Annotated in this window: 15 protein-coding genes, 1 pseudogene and 1 riboswitch; all 16 genes and pseudogenes read left to right on the top strand. The window is 62.4% G+C overall.

The genetic code is table 11. From position 1 onward, the window contains the following. The first annotated feature begins 46 nt into the window (after positions 1-46). The 16 genes and pseudogenes from ABID16_RS12550 (at position 47) to uca (ending at position 20,815) form a co-directional block, all read left to right on the top strand. Positions 47-3,175 carry an alpha-mannosidase gene (locus ABID16_RS12550; protein WP_354556692.1) on the top strand — a complete coding sequence of 1,043 codons (3,129 nt, stop codon included), beginning with the start codon at positions 47-49 and terminating at the stop codon, positions 3,173-3,175. Between the two features lie 115 nt (positions 3,176-3,290). Continuing rightward, the gene (bglB, locus tag ABID16_RS12545) at positions 3,291-4,400 is read left to right on the top strand and encodes a beta-galactosidase BglB (protein WP_354556691.1); all 1,110 of its coding nucleotides are present in this window, start codon (positions 3,291-3,293) and stop codon (positions 4,398-4,400) included. A 117-nt stretch (positions 4,401-4,517) separates the two neighbouring features. After that, complete coding sequence (locus ABID16_RS12540) at positions 4,518-5,798, top strand: ABC transporter substrate-binding protein (protein ID WP_354556690.1); 1,281 nt, start codon at positions 4,518-4,520, stop codon at positions 5,796-5,798. Positions 5,799-5,866: 68 nt separating this feature from the next. Further along, on the top strand, positions 5,867-6,760 hold the full coding sequence (locus ABID16_RS12535; RefSeq protein ID WP_354556689.1) for a carbohydrate ABC transporter permease: 894 nt from the start codon (positions 5,867-5,869) through the stop codon (positions 6,758-6,760). A 49-nt stretch (positions 6,761-6,809) separates the two neighbouring features. Then, entirely contained in the window at positions 6,810-7,658 is an 849-nt protein-coding gene (locus ABID16_RS12530) for a carbohydrate ABC transporter permease (protein WP_354556879.1), read from the top strand. An 11-nt stretch (positions 7,659-7,669) separates the two neighbouring features. Continuing rightward, positions 7,670-8,764, top strand: coding sequence for an ABC transporter ATP-binding protein (locus ABID16_RS12525; RefSeq protein ID WP_354556688.1), 1,095 nt, complete (start codon positions 7,670-7,672; stop codon positions 8,762-8,764). Beyond that, positions 8,761-10,056: a Gfo/Idh/MocA family protein gene (locus ABID16_RS12520; protein WP_354556687.1), complete on the top strand. Its 1,296-nt coding sequence runs from the start codon at positions 8,761-8,763 to the stop codon at positions 10,054-10,056. Before ABID16_RS12525 ends, ABID16_RS12520 begins: the two co-directional genes overlap by 4 nt. A 5-nt stretch (positions 10,057-10,061) precedes the next feature. Continuing rightward, the gene (locus ABID16_RS12515; protein WP_354556686.1) at positions 10,062-11,084 is read left to right on the top strand and encodes a Gfo/Idh/MocA family protein; all 1,023 of its coding nucleotides are present in this window, start codon (positions 10,062-10,064) and stop codon (positions 11,082-11,084) included. Further along, on the top strand, positions 11,081-12,151 hold the full coding sequence (locus ABID16_RS12510; RefSeq protein WP_354556685.1) for a Gfo/Idh/MocA family protein: 1,071 nt from the start codon (positions 11,081-11,083) through the stop codon (positions 12,149-12,151). The genes ABID16_RS12515 and ABID16_RS12510 overlap by 4 nt, the downstream gene beginning before the upstream one ends. A 58-nt stretch (positions 12,152-12,209) precedes the next feature. Beyond that, a pseudogene (locus ABID16_RS12505) lies at positions 12,210-12,650 on the top strand (TRAP transporter small permease); the annotation flags it as partial. A gap of 164 nt (positions 12,651-12,814) precedes the next feature. Beyond that, positions 12,815-12,926: riboswitch (guanidine-I (ykkC/yxkD leader) on the top strand. A 72-nt stretch (positions 12,927-12,998) separates the two neighbouring features. Further along, a complete protein-coding gene (locus ABID16_RS12500; RefSeq protein WP_354556684.1) occupies positions 12,999-14,072 on the top strand; it encodes a putative urea ABC transporter substrate-binding protein in 1,074 nt (357 codons plus the stop codon). A 69-nt stretch (positions 14,073-14,141) separates the two neighbouring features. After that, positions 14,142-14,960 (top strand): ABC transporter permease, encoded by an 819-nt coding sequence (locus ABID16_RS12495; RefSeq protein ID WP_354556683.1) that lies wholly within the window; start codon positions 14,142-14,144, stop codon positions 14,958-14,960. Continuing rightward, the gene (locus ABID16_RS12490; protein ID WP_354556682.1) at positions 14,957-15,742 is read left to right on the top strand and encodes an ABC transporter ATP-binding protein; all 786 of its coding nucleotides are present in this window, start codon (positions 14,957-14,959) and stop codon (positions 15,740-15,742) included. The genes ABID16_RS12495 and ABID16_RS12490 overlap by 4 nt, the downstream gene beginning before the upstream one ends. A gap of 40 nt (positions 15,743-15,782) precedes the next feature. Continuing rightward, positions 15,783-16,601 carry an urea amidolyase associated protein UAAP1 gene (locus ABID16_RS12485; RefSeq protein WP_354556681.1) on the top strand — a complete coding sequence of 273 codons (819 nt, stop codon included), beginning with the start codon at positions 15,783-15,785 and terminating at the stop codon, positions 16,599-16,601. A gap of 13 nt (positions 16,602-16,614) precedes the next feature. Further along, a complete protein-coding gene (locus ABID16_RS12480; protein WP_354556680.1) occupies positions 16,615-17,265 on the top strand; it encodes an urea amidolyase associated protein UAAP2 in 651 nt (216 codons plus the stop codon). A 13-nt stretch (positions 17,266-17,278) separates the two neighbouring features. Next, complete coding sequence (gene uca / locus ABID16_RS12475; RefSeq protein ID WP_354556679.1) at positions 17,279-20,815, top strand: urea carboxylase; 3,537 nt, start codon at positions 17,279-17,281, stop codon at positions 20,813-20,815. Positions 20,816-20,869: the final 54 nt, after the last annotated feature.

The raw sequence follows: 20,869 nt of genomic DNA, 5'->3' as shown, positions 1-20,869 counted from the left end.
TTGAGCGCGTTTGAAGGGTCATCTCGCGATGGCTTTGGGAGGATGAATGCGCCGTATCCAGAAATTCGATCGTCTGCTGGCAGAATTGCGTGAGCGCGTGTTCGTGCCGCTCGACGCAATGGTTCCGCTGGCGTTCCGCCGTGCGGAGGACCGCGAGCGGGCGCAGGTCGTTGCCGGCGTCGCTCATGGCGGCGATGGCTGGATCGACGCAGGTCCCGATCTCGTCTGGGGCGAGCCGGATGGCTATTTCTGGTTTTCGGGTACCGTGGATGTGCCGGCCGATGCTCATGACAAGCGCCTCTTCCTCAAGATGGAAGCACAGTTCGGCAGCGTCATGGGGCGTTCCGATCCGCAATTGCTGACCCGGATCGACGGCAGGATCGCGCAAGGGGGCGACGGCAACCACCGCGAAGTGCTGCTGATCGAAAAGGCGGTTGCCGGCGCGCGCCACCGGGTTCTGATTGAAGTCGGCACGATCGAGGATCGCCGACAGCTCGGCTTTGCGTGTCGCCTGATGATCCATGATCCACTGGCCGAGAAGGTCTATTATGACCTGCGCGCGCCGCTGGATGTCGCCCGGCTGCTCGCCGAAGACGATCCGCGCCGCACCTTCATCCTGAACCGCATCGACGAAGCGCTCGCGGTCATCGATTTCCGGCCGGGCGATGCGCAGCGCTTTGAGGCGTCGCTGCGCGAAGCCGAGGCCATCGCGGAAACGATCTACGGCGCGTCCGACTTTTCCGAAAAGCCGGTGATCACGCTGACCGGCTACACCCATATCGATGTTGCCTGGCTCTGGCGGGTGCGGGAGACGCGGCAGAAGACGGCGCGGTCGATCGCCACCGCACTCAATCTGATGGACCAGTATCCGGACTATCGCTTCATGTTCAATCAGGGCGTCCTGCTCGATTATCTGGAGCAGGACTATCCGGAACTGTTCGAGCGCGTGCGCGCCAAGGTGAGGGAAGGCGCCTTCGAGATCGAGGGCGCGCTGTGGCTGGAGCCGGATGCCAACATCACCAGCGGCGAGTCCTTCGTTCGCCACATCCTGCACGGCGTCGCCTATCACGAGGAAAAGTTCGGCGTTCGCCCGCGCATCCTGTGGCTGCCCGACACGTTCGGCTATTCGCCGGCACTCCCGCAGCTGATGAAGCTTTCCGGTCTCGACACGTTCGTCACCCACAAGATGAGCTGGAACGACACCAATCGCATGCCGTTCGAGACCTTCTGGTGGAAGGGCGTCGACGGCACGAAGGTGGGGACCTATTTCCTCACCACCCAGCCCTACACCTCGACCGGCATCAACACGACCTATTGCCCGGACCTCAAGCCGACGCATGTCATGGGCGCCTGGAAGCGCCACGGGCAGCAGGCGCTGAACAGGGAACTGCTCGTCGTCTATGGCCACGGCGATGGCGGCGGCGGGCCGACCCGCGAGATGCTGGAGAACATCCGCCGGATGGAAAAGGGCATCCCCGGCTGCCCGGCGGTCGTGCACGACCGGATGCGGCCCTTCTTCGAGCGGCTGCACCAGCGCATGACTGACAAACCGGATGCCTTCCCGACCTGGGACGGCGAACTTTATCTCGAGTTTCATCGCGGCACGCTGACCTCGGTCTCCAAGAACAAGCGCAACAACCGTTTCGCGGAACAGACGCTGCGGGAGCTTGAGGCGCTGGCGACGCTGGCCATGGTCGAGCACGGGAAGACCTATCCTTCGCAAATCTTGCACAGGCTCTGGCGCATCGTTCTGCTCAACCAGTTCCACGATATCCTGCCGGGCTCGTCCATTGGCGCGGTCTTCGAGGACAGCGATCGTGACTATGCGGAATTCGTCGCAATCGCCGATCAGCTGCGCGGCGAACTCGTATCTACCTTTGCCGGTGGCGGTGAATGTCTGGTGCCCAATCCGGCCGGACGCCCGCGCGCCGGCCTGGCGACCATCGAGAGCGAAGAGCCGCTGCAGCTCACCTTTGACGGAAAGGCTGTGCCGACGCAGACCGTCATCCGCGCCGATGGCAGCCGGCAGCAGGCCGGCCCTGTGCGCGATGTCCCGGCGCTTGGTATTCTGGTCGGCGAAGTTTCGGCGGGTCCGGTGGCGGAAGGAACCGGGGGTCTGAAGGTCTCCGTTACGACGCTCGAAAACGAGTGTCTCTCCGTCACCTTCGACGCGAAGGGCCGCATCCGCTCGATCCTCGACAAGAGGAACGGCCGCGAGGCCGTGACGCCCGGTCAGCTCGCAAACCGCCTCGTCGCCTTCCGCGACATGCCGGCGCAATACGATGCATGGGATATCGATGAGAGCTTCGAGGACCAGAGCTGGGAGATCGATGATCTGCAATCCGCCGAGGTTGTCGAAACAGGACCCTACCGGGCCGCCCTGCGGTTCGTCTGGCGCTACGAAACATCGACGCTCGTGCAGGTCATCTCCCTGGAAGCCGGTGCCGCAACCATCGAGATCGATACCTTCATCGACTGGCACGAGAGCCACACTCTGGTGAAAGCGGCCTTCCCCGTGAATGTCTTTACCAGCGAGACGACGGCGGAAATTCAGTTCGGTCATGTGCGCCGCCCGACGCATCGCAATACGTCATGGGATCAGGCCCGTTTCGAGACCGTCATGCATCGCTGGGTGGACATGTCGGAGCGGGACTTCGGCGTCGCGCTGATCAATGACTGCAAATATGGCTATGACGCAAAGGACGGTGTCTTGCGCCTGACACTGCTGCGTTCGCCAACCTATCCCTGGCCGCAGGCCGATCAGGGCGAACATCGGTTCCGCTATGCGATCCATGTGCATCACGGGCTCTTTGCCGGCGAAGGCGTGCCCGCGGTGGCCGAGAGGTTCAACGCACCCTTGCGTCTTCATAGGGGCAGCGGAGAAGGCTTGGTTCAAAAGGCGGCCTCGCTTTTGGGCCTGGAAGGCAGCGGCGTTGCAATTGAAAGCATCAAGAAGGCTGAGAGCAACGACGATCTGATCATCCGTCTTTGGGAGACCCATGGTCGCCGCACGAGCGTCAGGCTTGTTCTGCCGGCGCATGTGATCGAGGCCTCCGAGGTCGATCTTCTCGAGCGGGAGGCCCGGCCGGTCATGATGACCGGCGGCGAGATGCCGCTCGATTTCGCACCCTTCGAAATCCGCTCCCTGCGGCTTGCGAGAGGTGCCGGACAATGAGCGGGCGCTTCATCCGAACTCATCATCAAAGGCTTTGGCGGAATAGCCGGCGCGCGGGTACCGACCGCGTTACTCATCCCGTTGTCGCGAAACACATTGCCATCAGGTCGCTCACATGAAGTCTATCGAATCCGTCTCCCATCTTCTTTCCAGCGTTGCGACAGGTCTGGCGCGGCTCAAGGGCATGAACGAGACTGCGCCGCTTGTCGGCGACACGATCACGATCCAGTTCGATGAATGGGACTGGGAGGTCGGCGTCGGTCTCTATGGCCTGATGCGCCATGCCGAAGCCTCGGATAACAAGGCGCTCATCGGCTCGATCGCCGCCTGGTATGACTGGCAGATCGGCCGCGGTCTTCCGCCGCGTCAGGTGAATTCCAGCTCGCCCATGCTGCCCCTTGCCTTCCTCATCGATCACGTCGAACGGCCGGACTGGGATGCACTCGTTCAGGACTGGGCCGACTGGCTGATGACCGGGCTTGCCCGGACCGAGGATGGCGGCTTCCAACATGTCGTCAAGGAGCGGGCAAATGACGGGGAGCTGTGGGATGACACGCTCTTCATGACCTGCCTGTTCCTCGCAAAGGCCGGCAAGCGCTTTGGCCGCAAGGACTGGATCGACGAGGCCATTCACCAGTTCCTCGTTCACGCGCGCTATCTCGCAGATCCGGTGACGGGCCTCTGGTATCACGGCTGGAACTTCAATGGCCGGCATAATTTCGCCAAGGCTTTCTGGGCGCGGGGCAATAGCTGGGTCACGGTCGCGATCCCCGAACTGTTCGGCCTTGTCGGCGAAGACATTCCGCCTTTCGTGGCCCGCTATCTGACGTCGGTGCTAGCTGCGCAGGTGACGGCGCTGGCCAAGCTGCAAAAGGCCGATGGCATGTTCTGTACGCTGCTCAACGATCCGGATTCGCCGCAGGAAAGCTCCGCCACGGCGGGTTTTTCCTACGGGATTTGCCGCGCGGTTGAGCTTGGACTTCTGCCGCAGCATTTCCGCCGTGTGGCCGACAGGGCCTATGAGGCTGTGGTCAAGCGGATATCCGAGGACGGGATCGTGCTTGAGGTGTCCGATGGCACGCCGATGGGCCACGATCTCGATTTCTACCGAAAGATCCCGAACGTGCCGGCGCCTTACGGACAGGCGCTCGTCATGCTCATGCTCGTTCAGACCCTGTCGGAACTGGAAGGCGAGACCGCGCCGCAGATGTGCGCTGCAGGGTAACAGGGCGAGAAGAATACGGGGCGAAGCGGGTTTCGAGGAGCCGCTTGTCCGACAAATGAGGAGAAGGGGCGGGTCCGCTGGGGATAGTCCGCCTGTCATCATAAGGAGGAGTGCATCATGAAAATTACGAGAAGAACCCTTCTGGGCACAATCGGCGCCACGGCTGCCGCATCGGCCCTGTCGTCCGTTCCCGGTCTGGCCGCCGACCGGACGATCCGCCATTACTGGTGGGGCAATCCCGAGCGCGACAAGCGGACCTTTGCCGTCATCGACCTGTTCCAGAAGCACCATGCCGGCATCAAGGTTTCGGGCGAAACCATCGGCTGGAAGGACTACTGGACGAAGATGGCGACGCAGACCGCCGGCGGCAACATGGCCGATCTGATCCAGATGGATTATCGCTACCTGTTCGAATATGTCCGTCGCGGCGCGCTGAAGCCGCTCGACGAGTATGTCGGCAAGTCGCTCATGGTCGGCGATTTCGATCCCGGCCCACTCTCCGGCGGTGTGGTCGATGGCAAGCTCTACGGCCTGAACATCGGCTCCAACAGCCAGGTCCTTGTCTACAACACCAAGGTCTTCGCCGATGCCGGCATCAAGGCGGATGTGATCAACTGGACGCGCGAGGACTTCCCGGCGATCTGCGAAAAGATCACCTCTTTCACCGGCGGCAAGATGAAGGGTTCGGACGATCTCTCGACCTCCGTCGACATCATGCAGGTCTGGGTTCGCCAGAACGGCCGCGAATTCTATGATGCCGATGGCAAGGTCACCGCAACGGCGGAAGACATTGCCGGCTTCTGGGAATACTGGGCCGAAATGCGCAAGGCGGGCGTCGTGGCCGGCAAGGATAAGACGGTCGTTATCAACCCGCCACTCGGCGAAACCGGCATCGTAACGGGCGGCACGGCGATCTCGCAATTCTGGTCGAACCAGATGGTCGGCATCCAGGCGCTCATGAAGGACAAGGTGGGTGCTGCCATGTTCCCGCACAAGAAGGGCGGGGCCTACGGTCAGTTCATCAAGCCCTCGATGTTCATGTCGCTGACACGCGACGCCAAGGATGTCGATGCGGCAATCGCCTACATGAACGATTGGGTCAACGATCCGGAATCGACCAAGGTTCTCGGTCTCGAACGCGGCATTCCCTGCTCGCCCAAGGTCCGCGCGGCGCTGAAGCCCTCGCTCAGCGACACGGAAAAGGATGCCGTCGCCTTCTTCGATGCGATCCAGGATCGCGTCGGCAAGTTGCCGCTTCCCGAGCCCAAGGGTGCCGGCGAAGTCTACGAACTCTTCACGCGCAGCGCGTCCGAAGTCGTTCTCGGCAATATCAAGCCGGCAGAAGCGGCTGGCCGCTTCATCCAGGATGCGCAGGACATCGTCGACCGCGCACGCTGATTGGCATAGCGCCGGACCCCGAACCCTTTCCGGTTCGTGGTCCGGACGTTTGAGAAAGAGGCCGCATCATGAAACGCTTCATCACCCGCAATGCTCCGGGCTACACATTCCTGCTGCCGTGGCTGATCGGCTTCTTCCTGCTGACGCTGGGGCCTATTCTGGCCTCGCTCTACCTGTCCTTCACCAAATACGACATGGTCAGCGCGCCGCGCTGGGTGGGATGGGACAATTACGTTTACATGTTCACCCGCGACCGCCGCTTCTGGAAGGCGCTGGACGTGACCTTCAACTATGTCTTGCTGGCCGTCCCCGCCCGTTTGATCATGGCGCTCGGCGTTGCGATGCTGCTCGACAAGGGGCTGCGCACCATGGGCATCTACCGGGCGATCTTCTATCTGCCGTCGCTGCTCGGCTCGTCCATCGCCATCGCCATTCTCTGGCGGCAGCTCTTTGCGAAAGAGGGCGCGGTCAACGAGGTTCTATCCTTCTTCGGCATTGACGGCCCGTCGTGGATCACCGATCCGCATACTTCGCTTTACACGCTGGTCGTTCTCGCCATGTGGCAGTTCGGCTCGCCGATGCTGATCTTTCTGGCCGGCCTCAGATCCATTCCGAGGGATCTTTACGAGGCCGCGGAGATCGACGGGACGCCGCCCTGGCGGCAATTCACCCGCATCACGCTGCCATTGCTCGCCCCGGTGATTTTCTTCAACCTCGTCCTGCAGACGATCGATGCCTTCAAGACATTTTCCAGTGTCTTCATCATTTCGCATGGCAACGGGGCCCCGGCGGACAGCCTGCTGTTCTACACCGTCTATCTCTTCAACGAGGCCTTCAGCTTCTTCCGCATGGGTTATGCCTCGGCGCTGGCCTGGGTACTGCTGATCATCATCGCCGTCTTTACCGGCCTTGCCTTCCTCTCTTCGAAATACTGGGTGCATTATGAAAACGAACGCGACTGACCCGGCATTGGAGCTTGAACTGATCAAAGCCGCCGAACGCGCGGCGGCCATGCGGCAGAAGCGCGAGGCAAGCGCCCGGCGCGGAAGAATGCTTAAGCACGCCTTCCTGATCGCGGCATCGCTGGTCATGCTTTATCCGTTGTTCTGGCTGCTCTCGGCGTCGGTCAAGCCGGAGAACGAGATCTTCACCTCGCTCTCGCTCTGGCCCTCGACCTTCCAGTTCGACAATTACACCAAGGGCTGGAACGGCCTGCCGATCTCGTTTTCGGTGTTCTACATCAACTCGGCCATCGTGACGGTTCTGTCCGTCATCGGCAACCTCATCTCCTGTTCGTTTGCGGCCTATGCGTTCGCGCGGCTGAGGTTCACCGGCCGGAGCTTCTTCTTCTCTCTGATGATGCTGACCCTCATGATCCCCTATCATGTGGTCCTCATTCCCCAATATGTGGAATTCCTGAAGCTCGGCTGGGTGAACACCTATCTGCCGCTGATCGTGCCGAAATTTCTCGCCTCGGACGGCTTCTTCGTCTTCCTGATGATCCAGTTCTTCCGGCAATTGCCGCGCGAGCTGGACGAGGCGGCGGAAATCGATGGCTGCTCGCCCTTCAAGATCTACTGGCGGATCATCCTGCCGCTGTCCCTTCCGGCGATGGCAACGGCGGCCATCTTCTCCTTCATCTGGGTGTGGGAAGACTTCCTCGGACCGCTCATCTACCTCAACGACATCAAGACCTTCACCGTGCCGCTGGCGCTCCGGCTGTTCGTCGACAGCCAGGGCGAATCCGCCTTCGGCCAGATGTTCGCCATGTCGGTGACCTCGCTGGTGCCGGTCATCATCTTCTTCATTCTCTTTCAGAAGCTCATCATCCGTGGCATCGCGACCACGGGCATGAAGTAAGGAGCCCGGTCATGGTTGGATTGACCCTTCGCAACACGGGCAAGCGCTACGGCGCCCTGTCCATCATCCAGGGGATGAATCTCGACATTCACGATGGCGAGTTTCTGGTTCTGGTCGGCCCGTCGGGCTGCGGTAAATCGACCCTTCTGCGCATGATCGCGGGGCTCGAGGACATCACCGACGGCACGATCGCCATGGATGGCCGCGTGGTGAACGACCTGCCGGCCTCCAAGCGCGAACTCTCCATGGTGTTCCAGAGCTATGCGCTCTATCCGCATATGACGGTCGCAAAGAACCTCGCCTTCGGGCTGGAGAACATGAAGGTGCCGCGCGCCGAGGTCGAGCGCCGCGTTGCCGATGCGGCGCGCATCCTGCAGATCGAGAAGCTGCTGGACCGCAAGCCGCGCCAGCTTTCCGGTGGCCAGAAGCAGCGCGTCGCCATCGGGCGCTCCATCGTGCGCGAACCCAAGCTCTTCCTCTTCGACGAGCCGCTTTCCAATCTCGATGCCGAACTGCGCGTGCAGATGCGCGCCGAGCTTGCGGCCCTCTATGCGCGCCTCGGCACGACCATGATCTATGTGACCCACGATCAGGTCGAGGCCATGACGCTGGCGAGCCGTATCGTGGTCCTGCGCGCCGGCAAGATCGAGCAGGTCGGCACGCCGCAGGAACTTTATACGCGCCCGCAGAACCTCTTTGTCGCGGGCTTCATCGGCTCGCCGAAGATCAACATGATCGAGGCTCGAGTCAGCGAGGGGGCAAACGGGATGCAGGCGACGGCCGAGGGCTTTTCTCCGTTCCGCATCCCGCATCTCAGAACCAGGGACACATCCATTACGATCTGCGTGCGTCCCGGCTCGATCCATGTCGGAACCGGCGCGGTCGAGGCGCAGGGCACGGTGCGTCTGGTCGAATATCTCGGCAACGAAACGCTGCTCCATGTCGCGCTTGCCTCCGGGCAGGTCCTCCTCGTCAGCAGCAAGGACCAGGGCGCGCAGAAGGCGGGCGATAGCGTCACGCTCGGTTTCGATCACGCCGACATTCACTATTTCGACAGCAACGGCCAGCGCGTCGAACCGCTCCAGCAGGAAAGCCTCTCCGCATGAAGATCGCCATTGTAGGCTGCGGCTCGCGGCACAAGATGTTCCGCGATTCCGTTACGAAGGATTATTCCGACAAGCATGAGATCGTGGCGCTGTGCGACAGCAACACTCACCGGCTGGGTGAGGCGGCGCGCGCCATCGACAAGCCGGGAACGAACGGGGTTGCCACCTATCTGGCTGGCGATTTCGGCCGGCTTCTCGACGAGCAGAAGCCGGATACGATCGTCGTCACGACGCCGGACTTCCTGCATTCCGACTATATCGTCCGCGCCTTCGAGGCCGGATGCGATGTCATCTGCGAAAAGCCGCTGACCATCGATCTGTCGCGCCTGAAACATATCCTCGACGCGCAGGCGCGCACCGGCCGCAAGGTGAAGGTGACGTTCAACTACCGCTATTCGCCGGCCCGCACGCAGATCAAGGAAATCCTTGCTGCTGGCACGATTGGCACGATCACGGCGGTGGATTTTCGCTGGCATCTCGACCGGGTTCACGGTGCGGACTATTTCCGCCGCTGGCATCGGCAGAAGGAGAATTCGGGCGGCCTTCTGGTCCACAAGTCGACGCATCACTTCGACCTTCTCAACTGGTGGCTCGGCTCGGTGCCGACCGACGTTCTGGCCACCGGCCGGCGCGTCTTCTACCGGCCGGAAACTGCCGCCGAACTCGGTCTCTCGGACCACGGCCCGCGCTGTCATGGCTGTCCGGTCTTTGATCGCTGCGTCTTCCGGCTCGATCTCGAGGGCGACGAGAACCTGCGCAGCCTCTATCTCGAAGGGGAGAATGAGGACGGATATTTCCGCGACCGCTGCGTTTTCGATGAGGAGATCGGCATCGAGGATACGGTACAGGCCCATATCCGCTACGCCTCCGGCGCGACGGCCAATTACACGCTGACCGCCTATTCCCCGTGGGAAGGGCTGGAGATCAAATTCCAGGGCACAAAGGGCGAGCTGACGCATCGCCATGTCGAGGTTCACGGCGTCTTCGGCGGCGTGCGCGACCATGCGGGCCAGGAGGCGATCACCACCGAGCTTCATCTCGCCGGCGAGCCGCCGCGCATGCTCGACGTGCCGGCGGGCGAAGGCGATCATGGCGGGGCCGATCCGCTGATGCTCGGCTACATCTTCGATCCGGACAATCAGGAACCCGACCGCTACGGCCGCGCCTCGGACCACATTGCCGGCGCCTGGTCGATCCTCACCGGCATTGCCGCCAACGCGTCCATTGAAACCGGCGCGCTGGTCCACATTCCCACCATGCTGCGCGCGCGCGGCATCAAACTGGAACGGTGAAACGCATGGCAATGCCTCTCAAGATCGGCGTGATCGGGGTCGATCACGGCCATATCTACGGCATGCTCAAAGGCATGATCGACGCCGGGGCCGAGTTTGCGGCCTGGGCAACCGGCATGGAAACGCCGGACCACATTCGCGAGGAATTTCGCAGCGCCTATCCCGACATCGCGCAAAGGTCGGAGGCCGAAATCCTTGACGACGAGAGCATCGGGCTCATCCTGTGCTCCGCCATCAACGGCGATCGGGCCGCGGTGGCGATTGCCGCCATGCGGCATGGCAAGGATGTCATGGTCGACAAGCCGGGCTGTGTCAGTCTGGCTGAACTCTCTGAGATCAAGCGGACCGTTCAGGAGACCGGGCGCATCTGGAGTGTCTGCTTTTCCGAACGTTTCGGCGTGGAGAGCAACACGCTCGCTGATAGGCTCATTGCAGAGGGGCGGATTGGCAAGGTAGTGCAGACCGTCGGGCTCGGCCCCCATCGCGCCAATCCGCCCTCACGCCCAGCCTGGTTCTGGGAGCGGGCGAGAACCGGCGGCATTCTCACCGATATCTGCGCCCATCAGTTCGACCAGTTTCTGCATTTCACCGGCTCGACGGAGGCCCGCATCGTCAGCGCATTCGTCGGTAATGTCGCCAATGGTGACCGGCCCGGCTTTCAGGATTTCGGCGAGGTGGTGCTCGAAGGCAATGGCGGACGCGGCTACCATCGTGTGGACTGGCTGACCCCACAGGGCCTCCCGGTCTGGGGCGATGGCCGCATGACCATTCTCGGTACCGAAGGCTATATAGAGCTTCGCAAATATATCGATATCGCCGGGCAGCCCGGCGGGGATCATGTCTTTCTGGCAGATCACAAGGGTGTCGAGCGGTTCGACGCCACCGGCGCCGGCCTTCCCTATTTCTCCCGTCTCGCCAGCGACATCGAGGCGCGCACCGAAACGGCCATGACCCAGGTCCACGCCTTCCTGGCGACAGAACTTGCCCTGACCGCGCAGCAGATCGCAGAAAATGGAGTTGAGCAGTGACCACACGTCTACGTGTCGCCATCATCGGCGCAGGCATCGGCGGCAATCATATGATCGCCTATGCCAAGCTGGCGCATCTTTTCGAGGTCCGCTACATCTGCGATCTCAATATCGAGCGGGCGCAGCCCGTGGCGGACCTCATGCCCGGCTGCCGCGCCATTACCGATATGGGGGAGGCATTTGCCGACCCGGATATCGATCTCATCGACAATTGCCTGCCGCCGCATCTGCATGCGCCGATCACGCTGGCCGCACTCGAAGCCGGGAAGAACGTGATCTGCGAAAAGCCGCTCTCCGGCTCGCTCGCCGATGTCGACCGGATGGCGGAAGCTGCAGGTCGTTCGGGCAAGCAGGTCTTCCCGGTCTTCCAGTACCGCTACGGGTCCGGCTATCGGGCCGCGCATGCCTTGAAGGCCAAGGGACTGTTGGGTAAGGCCTATACGCTGTCATTGGAAACCCATTGGCAGCGCGGCGCGGATTATTACGCCGCGAAGTGGCGCGGCACCTGGAAGGGTGAGCTTGGCGGCGCGATCGTCAGCCATGCCTGCCACATCCACAATCTGGCCACGCATCTGGCCGGCGACGTGGTAGAGGTGGCGGCCCTTCTCGACACGCGCGTGAATCCGATCGAGACCGAGGATTGCGGCGCGATCATCATGCGCACCGCTGACGGCGCACTGGTCACGTCGTCGATCACGCTGGGCGCTGCCGGCAATACATCGCGGTTTCGCGCCTGTTTCGAGCATGTCATGATGACCTCGGACACCGAGGCCTATCACATCGGCGGCGGTAACTGGACGTTCCTCGCGACCGATCCCGTAAGGCAAGCCGAAATTGATGCCATCGTAGCGCTCTATCCCGACACCGACCGGCGGTTCACCGGCATGTTCACCGACATCCACGCCTACTTGACCGAAGGCAAGGATGTCTTTCTCCCGACCATGGCCGAGGGACGCCATTCGGTCGAGTTGATGACGGCAATTTATGAATCGGATCGCAGCAGGAAGTTCGTCAAACTCCCGCTTGCTCCAGACCATCCCCTGGCAGGTGGCTGGCTGCCTGGTTGAACATTCTCTGGGATTGGCATTCGGCGGCAGTTGAACGGGAAGCGCGGGCGAATTTTGGATCGAATGGCGTTTCGGGCAGCGCTGCGTTCGTACCGGCATCCATGTCGGCATCGATGTGGTGATCAACCGGCTGGACGAGCGGCGCCGCTTCGCGTTCATCCTGTTCGGCCTTAGTGCCGGGGCGTTCTTCACCGGCACGATTGCGGCACTCGGCGCGAATTTCGTCTGGCACATGTACAGCGTGTCGTCGATCTCGCCCGATCTCGAACTGCCGATGTGGATCGTCTATCTCGCCATTCCGCAGGTGCTGGGCGAGTGGATGGTGAATTCCGGCCTGAACTGGTGGATGTTCCTCAATGCCGTCAACCTGCTGCTGCTGGCCGCCGGCAACTTCATGGAACCGTCCTCGATCGTCCTGATCATGGCCCCGATCCTCTTCCCCGTGGCGATCAAGCTCGGGATAGACCCGGTCCATTTCGGCATCATGATCGTGGTCAACCGGTTGCGGCTGTTCCTGGGCGGTTTTTGACCACCTGTGTCGCCGGTGATGATTCTTTGGGCATCCACCCGGCACATCATTCACGCTTTTTGTAGATTGGCGCGCGCAAGGGCCGGAATCCGGGCATTTCAGGATTTGGCACGGTGTTTGCTTTTATGTTCTCAGAGTTTGGACGCTAGGGTTCCGGCACCTTGTTGGGTGTGGCTGGTCCGAGAGCATCCACCGGCGTGGGGAGACATCCCGCCGGATGCACGGCGGGACAAAAGCCCGGGAGACCTCGTTAGCCAAGGGATTGGCGGCGCTGGTCATTGCCGATCCCTTTTTGGAAGCAACAAAAGGGGAATGCCAATGCAAACTTTCAAGAAAATCCTCTCCATCACCGCCTTGTCCGCGTCGCTCCTTCTCGCTGCCATTGGCGGTGCGGAAGCCGCGCCCAAGAAGGAGTTCAAGGTTGCCTGGTCGATCTACGTCGGCTGGATGCCCTGGGGCTATGCGGCGGACCATGGCATCGTGAAGAAATGGGCCGACAAATACGGCATCAATATCGATGTCACGCAGTTCAACGATTATGTTGAATCCATGAACCAGTATACGGCGGGTGCCTTTGACGCCGTCACGCTGACGAACATGGATGGCCTCTCTATTCCCGCCGCAGGCGGTGTCGATACGACGGCCGTCATCGTCGGTGACTTCTCAAACGGCAATGACGCAATCATCCTGAAGAACAAGGACAAGCTCGCGGACATCAAGGGCCAGAACGTCAACCTCGTCGAATTCTCCGTCTCCGAATATCTGCTGGTGCGCGCGCTCGAAAGCGCCGGGATGACCGAGAAGGACGTGAAAGTCGTCAACACATCCGATGCCGACATGGTTGCGGCCTACAAGACCAAGGACGTGACCGCCGTCGTGACCTGGAACCCGCTCGTCTCCACGATCCTGCAGGAGCCGGATGCGAAGAAGGTCTTCGACAGCTCCAAGATCCCCGGCGAAATCATCGACCTTATGGTCGCGAACTCGGCCACGCTGAAGGACAATCCGGATTTCGGCAAGGCGCTGGCCGGCATCTGGTATGACACGATGAAGCTGATGACCGCCGACAGCGATGAGGGCAAGGCCGCCCGCACGGCGATGGGGCAGGCCTCGGGCACCGACCTCAAGGGCTTCGAATCCCAGATGGCTGCGACCAAGCTTTTCGACAAACCAGCCGATGCGCTTGCCTTCGCCAAGTCGGCTGATCTGCCGAAGACGATGGACCATGTCCGCACCTTCCTCTTCTCCAAGGGACTTCTCGGCAACGGCGCGCCGTCGGCCGATGTCATCGGCATCGAAATGCCCGATGGTTCGGTGCTCGGTGACAAGGGCAATGTGAAGCTGCGCTTCGCCACGACCTACATGGATGCCGCTGCCAAGGGTGCGCTCTGATCGCAAGTCCGGCAACCGCCGGGCGCCATGCCCGGCGGACCTTCACACCTTTCGCGAACGGAGACAGCCATGCGCTGGATCAATACGAGACCGTCGAGCGGAATGCGGCTGACGCTGGCCGTCGCGCCGTTCCTGATCGTGCTGGCTGCCTATGTGGCAGGTTCGGCGGCACGGCTGGCCGACAATGCCAATGACAAGCTGCTGCCGGGCCTTTCGTCCTTCGTCGATGCCATCAACCGCATGGCCGTCGTTCCCGATGGCAGGAGCGGGCAGATCCTGCTCTGGGCCGATACGGGTGCGAGCCTGACCCGGCTTTTCTCAGGCATCGGCATTGCGGTCGCCATCGCGCTCGTCATCGGCATGCTGATCGGCATGCTGCCCACCATGCGGGCGCTGCTCGCGCCTTTCGTTGCCGCCGTCTCAATGGTGCCGCCGCTGGCGCTGCTGCCGATCCTCTTCATCGTGATGGGGCTTGGAGAGGCGTCGAAGATCGCGCTGATTGCCATCGGCGTGACCCCGATCATGATCCGAGACCTTGCGCTGACGGCCTCCATGCTGCCGCGCGAGCAGATCATCAAGGCCGAGACGCTGGGTGGCTCGTCCTGGCAGATCGCGCTGCGCGTCGTGCTGCCGCAGATCCTGCCCCGGATGATCGATACGCTGCGCTTGCAGATCGGCCCGGCCTGGCTCTTCCTTATTGCGGCGGAAGCCATTTCGTCGGAAGCGGGTCTCGGCTACCGCATCTTCCTCGTCCGCCGCTATCTCGCGATGGATGTCATCTTCCCCTACGTGCTGTGGATCACGCTGCTCGCGGTCGGGACGGACTACATTCTGAACCGCGTCCGCATTGCCATCTTCCCCTGGTCCGAACTGGAGAAGAACACATGAGCGGGATCGTCGTCGAAAAGGTCTGGAAGGAATATGGCGACCAGATCGTTCTGGAAGACATTTCCATCGAGATCGAGGACCGCGCCTTTGTCGCCCTCGTTGGCCCGTCCGGCTGCGGCAAGACAACCTTCCTGCGCATGCTATTGGGACAGGAGCAGGCCACGCGGGGCACAATCCTGCTCGGTGGCGTGCCACTGCCGAAGGAGCCGGGGCCGGATCGTGGCGTCGTCTTCCAGCGCTACTCGGTCTTCCCGCATCTGACGGTTCTCGGCAACGTGCTGATCGGCAAGGAGATGACGGCGGCCGGCTTTTCCGCACGGCTCTTCGGGCAGGCGCGCAGGGCGGCGGTCGAGGAGGCCAAGGCGCTGATTGCCGAAGTCGGCCTTTCTCATGCGCTGGATAAATATCCGGCCCAGCTTTCCGGCGGCATGCAGCAGCGTCTGGCGCTCGCCCAGGCGCTCATCATGAAGCCAAAGGTGCTACTGCTCGACGAGCCCTTCGGCGCACTCGATCCCGGCATACGCGCTGAAATCCACACGCTGATGAAGCGGCTGTGGCACGAAAACCCGATGACCGTCGTCATGGTCACGCATGACATGCGCGAGGCCTTCACGCTTGCCACCCGCGTCATCGCCTTCGAGCGGCTGCGCGACCGGCCGGAGGAGAAGCTGCGCTACGGCGCGACCATCAGCCGCGACATTCCGATCTGGCCGCCGCGCCGCGCGGGCGAGCCGTCTCTCATTCGACCCGACCGGGACGGCCCGGTTCAAAAAGGTCAATAGCCGGGACGACCCGGCCAAACCTGATGAGGAGTGCGAAACCATGCATATCCGACGTTCCGCCGAAGACATCGCCGCCAACCGCGCGCGTTATGAAGAACACCAGAAGAAGGGGCTGGAATTTGCCCCCAAGGCGCTGCCGGGCAAGAGCCCGTTGCCGGCCGCCGAAATCCCCGCCGACAAGATCGTCCACCGGGAGGTCATTCCCGGCGGCTGGTATTGGTGGACGAAAGTCAAGACAAACGAAGTGCTTCGCGTCAGCCTCGATGCCGGCTTCTCGACCATTGCGCTCGTCGCCTGGAACGCCGCCGACCGCACCGAACGGCTGAACCTGCCCGATACGGTGAAGCTGCAATGGACCACCGGGTTGTCCAAGGGCCGCGTGATCTTTTCCGACATGGGCCGTGTCATGTTCTCGATTGTCGAGGATACGTCCGGCGCGCATGATTGCCTCGTCGGCGGCTCGACGCTTGCCTCCGTCTCGGCGAAATACGGCGTGCCTTACGCCCGCAACACGCGCGACAATTTCGTCATCGCCGCGACCAAGCTCGGCCTCGACAAGCGCGATATTCCCGCAGCGCTCTCGCTCTTCGCGCCTGTGCGCGTCGATGCGGAAGGCCAGTTCTTCTGGAATGCCGACCTCCTGAACGGCGCCGATTATATCGAGTTGCGCGCCGAAATGGACATGCATGTGGCCTTCTCCAACGCCCCGCATCCGCTCGATCCGAACCCCGTTTACGCCTCCAACCCGGTCACGGTGACACGCATCGCAGCGAGCGCGCCTGCGGCTGACGATCTGTGCCGCACTGCGACGGCCGAAGCCATGCGCGGTTTCGAAAACAACGCCTTTGCCGCGCTTTGAGGGGGAGACGACCATGACCGATTTCATTCAGACATCGCCCGCCCGCACTGTCGAGGCCGCCGTTCAGGACCATTACATTCCCGCCGAAGCGCCGTTTTCGACCGTCATCCGCAAGGGCCAGATCGTGCGCATCGAGGACAGCTATGGCCAGCAGGCCGTGGATACGTTGTTCTACAATGCGGAGGACTTTTCCGAGCGCTATTCCAATCAGGATACGATGCGCGAGCAGGGCGCGGCATATATCTCGACCGGCACGAAGATCATGTCCAACGAGGGCCGCGTCATGCTGAAAATGGTCGCCGACAGCTGCGGTCGTCATGATACGGCGGCAGGCGCCTGCTCCTGCGAAAGCAACACAGTGCGCTTCGGCCACGGCACGAAATATCTCCATGCCTGCCGCGACAATTTCGTGATCGAAGTTTCCAAGCACGGCATGAGCAAGCGCGACGTCGCGCCGAACATCAACTTCTTCATGAACGTGCCGATTGAGCCAGACGCGACCATGACCATCGTGGATGGCATTTCCGCGCCCGGCGACTATGTCGAGATGCAGGCCGGGATGGATGTGCTGATGGTCATCTCCAATTGCCCGCAGATCAACAATCCCTGCAACGGTTTCGACCCAACGCCGATCCGCGTTCTCGTCTGGAACGACGAGCGCTGAGCGGGGAAGCATCATGTTCAAGAAAATCCTGATCGCCAATCGCGGCGAGATCGCCGTGCGGATCATCCGCACGGCCAAGCAACTCGGCATCGCCTCGGTCGCCGTCTATTCCGATGCCGACCGCTTTTCGAAGGCCGTGCGCATGGCCGATGAGGCGGTGCGGCTGGGGCCGGCGCCTGCCGCTGAAAGCTATCTGAATGTCGAGGCTGTTGTGGCTGCCTGCAAGGCGACCGGAGCGGAGGCTGTGCATCCGGGCTATGGTTTCCTCTCCGAAAATATCGGCTTTGCCGCCCGGCTCGCCGAAGAGGGCATCGCCTTCATCGGCCCGACGCCCGCCAATATCGAGGCTTTTGGCCTGAAGCACACGGCGCGCGAACTGGCGCGGAAGAGCGGCGTGCCGCTTCTGCCCGGCAGCGGGCTTCTGGAGACGGCCGAAGAGGCGCTTACGGAAGCCAACGGCATCGGCTATCCCGTCATGCTGAAATCCACCGCCGGCGGCGGCGGCATCGGCATGCAGCTTTGCGAGGATGCGGCGGCGCTGAAGGCGGCCTTCGAGACGGTGCAGCGCACGGCCAAGGCGAGCTTCGGCGATGCGCGCGTCTATCTGGAGCGTTTCGTGGCAAAAGCCCGCCATGTCGAAGTGCAGATTTTCGGTGACGGCAAGGGCCGGGTGATCTCGCTCGGTGAGCGCGATTGCTCGCTGCAACGGCGAAACCAGAAGGTGATAGAGGAAACGCCGGCGCCGGGGCTCTCGGACGCGGTGCGTCAGAGCCTTCACGCCGCCGCCGTCGCACTCGGCCGGCAGGCGAACTATGCCTCGGCCGGCACGGTGGAGTTCATCTACGATCCGAAGCGTGAGGAATTCTACTTTCTAGAGGTCAACACCCGGCTGCAGGTCGAGCATCCGGTGACGGAAGCCGTCTTCGGCATCGATCTCGTTGAGTGGATGATCCGGCAGGCGGCCGGGGAGGACTTGCTGACGGGCAAGGAGGCGCTGACGCCCAAGGGGGCGGCCATCGAGGCGCGGGTCTATGCCGAAATGCCCCATGCCGGCTTCCGCCCGAGTGCGGGGCTGCTGACCGAGGTCGTTTTTCCCGAAGACGCCCGCGTCGATGGCTGGATCGAGACCGGAACAGAGGTCACGCCCTTCTACGATCCCATGCTCGCCAAGGTGATCGTTGCGGCGGATGACCGCGAGGCGGCGATTGCGGCGCTGAAGCGCGCGCTCGACGGCACGGCGGTTTCCGGCATCGAGACCAATCTTGATTATCTGAAGGCCATCGCCGCCTCAGATCTCTTCGCCAGCGGCGATGTCGCGACGACGGCGCTCAAGGATTTCGCCTTCGTTCCCGATGTGGTCGAGGTCATGGCGCCCGGCGCACAGTCGAGCCTGCAGGAATTGCCGGGCCGGCTCGGCCTCTGGCATGTCGGCGTGCCGCCATCGGGTCCGATGGACGACTATTCCTTCCGCCACGCCAACCGCGTTGTCGGCAATGCGGATGAGACGGCGGCGCTGGAGCTGACGGTTTCCGGTCCTGTCCTGAAATTCTTCTCCGATGTCACCGTGGCGCTGTCCGGCGCGCGGATGCCGATGAAGTTGGACGGGGAGCCTGTCGCGCACGATACGGCTGTGCCGGTGAAAGCGGGGCAGACACTTACAATCGGCCAGATCGAAGGCGCCGGCCAGCGCGCCTATCTCGCGGTCGCGGGCGGCTTTGCTGCGCCGGTCGTGCTTGGCTCGCGCGCTACGTTCGGCCTCGGGCAGTTCGGGGGCCATGCGACCGGAACCTTGCGTGCCGGCCATGTGCTGCGCCTTGCTCGCGCCGAGCAAGCCGATGTGAAGCCCGCCGGAACACCCGCGCCGCTGACGCGGGAATGGTCGGTCGGCGTTCTCTACGGTCCGCATGGCGCGCCCGATTTCTTTCTGGAAAAGGATATCGAGACGCTGTTTTCGACCCCCTACGAGGTGCATTACAACTCCGCCCGCACAGGCGTGCGCCTCGTCGGTCCCGCCCCGCACTGGGCGCGCGAGGATGGCGGCGAGGCGGGGCTTCACCCGTCCAACCTGCATGACAACGCCTATGCCATCGGCGCCATCGACTTCACCGGCGACATGCCGATCATCCTCGGCCCAGACGGCCCCAGCCTCGGTGGTTTCGTCTGCCCGGCGGTGATCGTGGGCGACGAGCAATGGAAGATGGGCCAGTTCAAGCCGGGCGATACGATCCGGTTCCATCCCGTCGGGCGGGACGAAGACCCGATTGCGGGGCCGACCGTCATGGGGCTCGGCGAGAAGGCGGGCTCGCCCGTTCTCGCCCGCCGCGACGACGGGCCGGTGCCGGTCGTCTATCGCCGGCAGGGCGATGACAATCTGCTGGTCGAATATGGCGCGATGCAGCTCGATATCGGCCTGCGCCTGCGCGCGCATCTGCTGATGCAGGCGCTGAAGACGGAGAGGCTATCGGGGCTGATAGACCTTACGCCCGGCATCCGGTCGCTCCAGATCCATTACGACGGGACGAGCCTCAAGCGTTCGAAACTCTTGGGACTGCTCGCCGAAATCGAGGCCTCGCTGCAGGATATCGCAAGTGTGAAGGTTCCAAGCCGCACGGTCTGGCTGCCGCTCTCGTGGAACGACCCAGATGCCGAGCTTGCCATGCGCAAGTATCAGGAACTGGTGCGTCCAAACGCGCCCTGGTGCCCGTCGAATATCGAGTTCATCCGCCGCATCAACGGTCTTGCCGACGAGCAGGCGGTGAAGGACACGATCTTCAACGCCTCCTATCTGGTCATGGGTCTGGGTGACGTCTATCTCGGCGCGCCGGTGGCAACCCCGCTCGATCCGCGTCAGCGGCTGGTGACGACAAAATACAATCCGGCCCGCACCTGGACGCCGGAAAATGCAGTCGGCATCGGCGGGGCCTATATGTGCATCTACGGCATGGAAGGGCCGGGCGGCTACCAGCTCTTCGGCCGCACGATCCAGATGTGGAACACATGGCGGCAGACGCAAGTCTTCTCCAAGGACAAGCCGTGGCTGCTCGATTTCTTCGATCAGGTCCGTTTCTTCCCAGTCACGCATGAGGAACTCACCGAGGCGCGCGCGGCCTTCCCGCATGGCGGATATCCGGTGCGGATCGAGGACGGAGAATTCTCCTACGCCGCCTATCAGGCTGAGCTTGCCGCCAATGCGGGCGCGATTTCCGCCTTCAAACAGGGCCAGCAATCGGCATTCGAGGCGGAGCGGCGGCGCTGGAAGGAAGAGGGGCTTGATACGTTCTCCGCCGACGATGGCGCCGGTCAGACGACGGCGGGCGACATTCCGGACGGGTGCATCGGCATCGAAAGCGCTGTTCCCGGCAATGTCTGGAAGGTGCTGGTCGAACCCGGCGGGCAAGTGAAGGCGGGCGATACGCTTGTCATCATCGAATCCATGAAGATGGAAATCGCAATCTCTGCTCATGCTGACGGGCGGGTGGGCGAAGTTCGAGCCAGCCCTGGCCGTTCGGTGCGCGCCGGCGATGTGCTCGTCGTGCTGGAACAGGCATAGGAGACATATCATGTGCCTTCTCCTCCAAATTTGCCATCAATTCAAAGAAAAGGG

Origin of the sequence: Limnomicrobium aquaticum (assembly GCF_040545545.1) — a bacterium.
GTDB classification, from domain to species: Bacteria; Pseudomonadota; Alphaproteobacteria; order Rhizobiales; family Rhizobiaceae; genus Ensifer_A; species Ensifer_A aquaticum.
The sequence above is the reverse complement of the archived record's forward strand: the minus strand, read 5'-3'. Positions and strand labels throughout refer to the sequence as shown.

What these genes read in the sequence shown, in the direction of transcription:
- ABID16_RS12540 (WP_354556690.1), top strand. Translation starts at nt 4,518, where the DNA reads ATGAAAATTACGAGAAGAACCCTTCTGGGCACAATCGGCGCCACGGCT.
- ABID16_RS12535 (WP_354556689.1), top strand. Translation starts at nt 5,867, where the DNA reads ATGAAACGCTTCATCACCCGCAATGCTCCGGGCTACACATTCCTGCTG.
- ABID16_RS12500 (WP_354556684.1), top strand. Translation starts at nt 12,999, where the DNA reads ATGCAAACTTTCAAGAAAATCCTCTCCATCACCGCCTTGTCCGCGTCG.
- ABID16_RS12525 (WP_354556688.1), top strand. Translation starts at nt 7,670, where the DNA reads ATGGTTGGATTGACCCTTCGCAACACGGGCAAGCGCTACGGCGCCCTG.
- ABID16_RS12520 (WP_354556687.1), top strand. Translation starts at nt 8,761, where the DNA reads ATGAAGATCGCCATTGTAGGCTGCGGCTCGCGGCACAAGATGTTCCGC.
- ABID16_RS12480 (WP_354556680.1), top strand. Translation starts at nt 16,615, where the DNA reads ATGACCGATTTCATTCAGACATCGCCCGCCCGCACTGTCGAGGCCGCC.
- uca (WP_354556679.1), top strand. Translation starts at nt 17,279, where the DNA reads ATGTTCAAGAAAATCCTGATCGCCAATCGCGGCGAGATCGCCGTGCGG.
- ABID16_RS12530 (WP_354556879.1), top strand. Translation starts at nt 6,810, where the DNA reads ATGCGGCAGAAGCGCGAGGCAAGCGCCCGGCGCGGAAGAATGCTTAAG.
- bglB (WP_354556691.1), top strand. Translation starts at nt 3,291, where the DNA reads ATGAAGTCTATCGAATCCGTCTCCCATCTTCTTTCCAGCGTTGCGACA.
- ABID16_RS12515 (WP_354556686.1), top strand. Translation starts at nt 10,062, where the DNA reads ATGGCAATGCCTCTCAAGATCGGCGTGATCGGGGTCGATCACGGCCAT.
- ABID16_RS12490 (WP_354556682.1), top strand. Translation starts at nt 14,957, where the DNA reads ATGAGCGGGATCGTCGTCGAAAAGGTCTGGAAGGAATATGGCGACCAG.
- ABID16_RS12485 (WP_354556681.1), top strand. Translation starts at nt 15,783, where the DNA reads ATGCATATCCGACGTTCCGCCGAAGACATCGCCGCCAACCGCGCGCGT.
- ABID16_RS12550 (WP_354556692.1), top strand. Translation starts at nt 47, where the DNA reads ATGCGCCGTATCCAGAAATTCGATCGTCTGCTGGCAGAATTGCGTGAG.
- ABID16_RS12495 (WP_354556683.1), top strand. Translation starts at nt 14,142, where the DNA reads ATGCGCTGGATCAATACGAGACCGTCGAGCGGAATGCGGCTGACGCTG.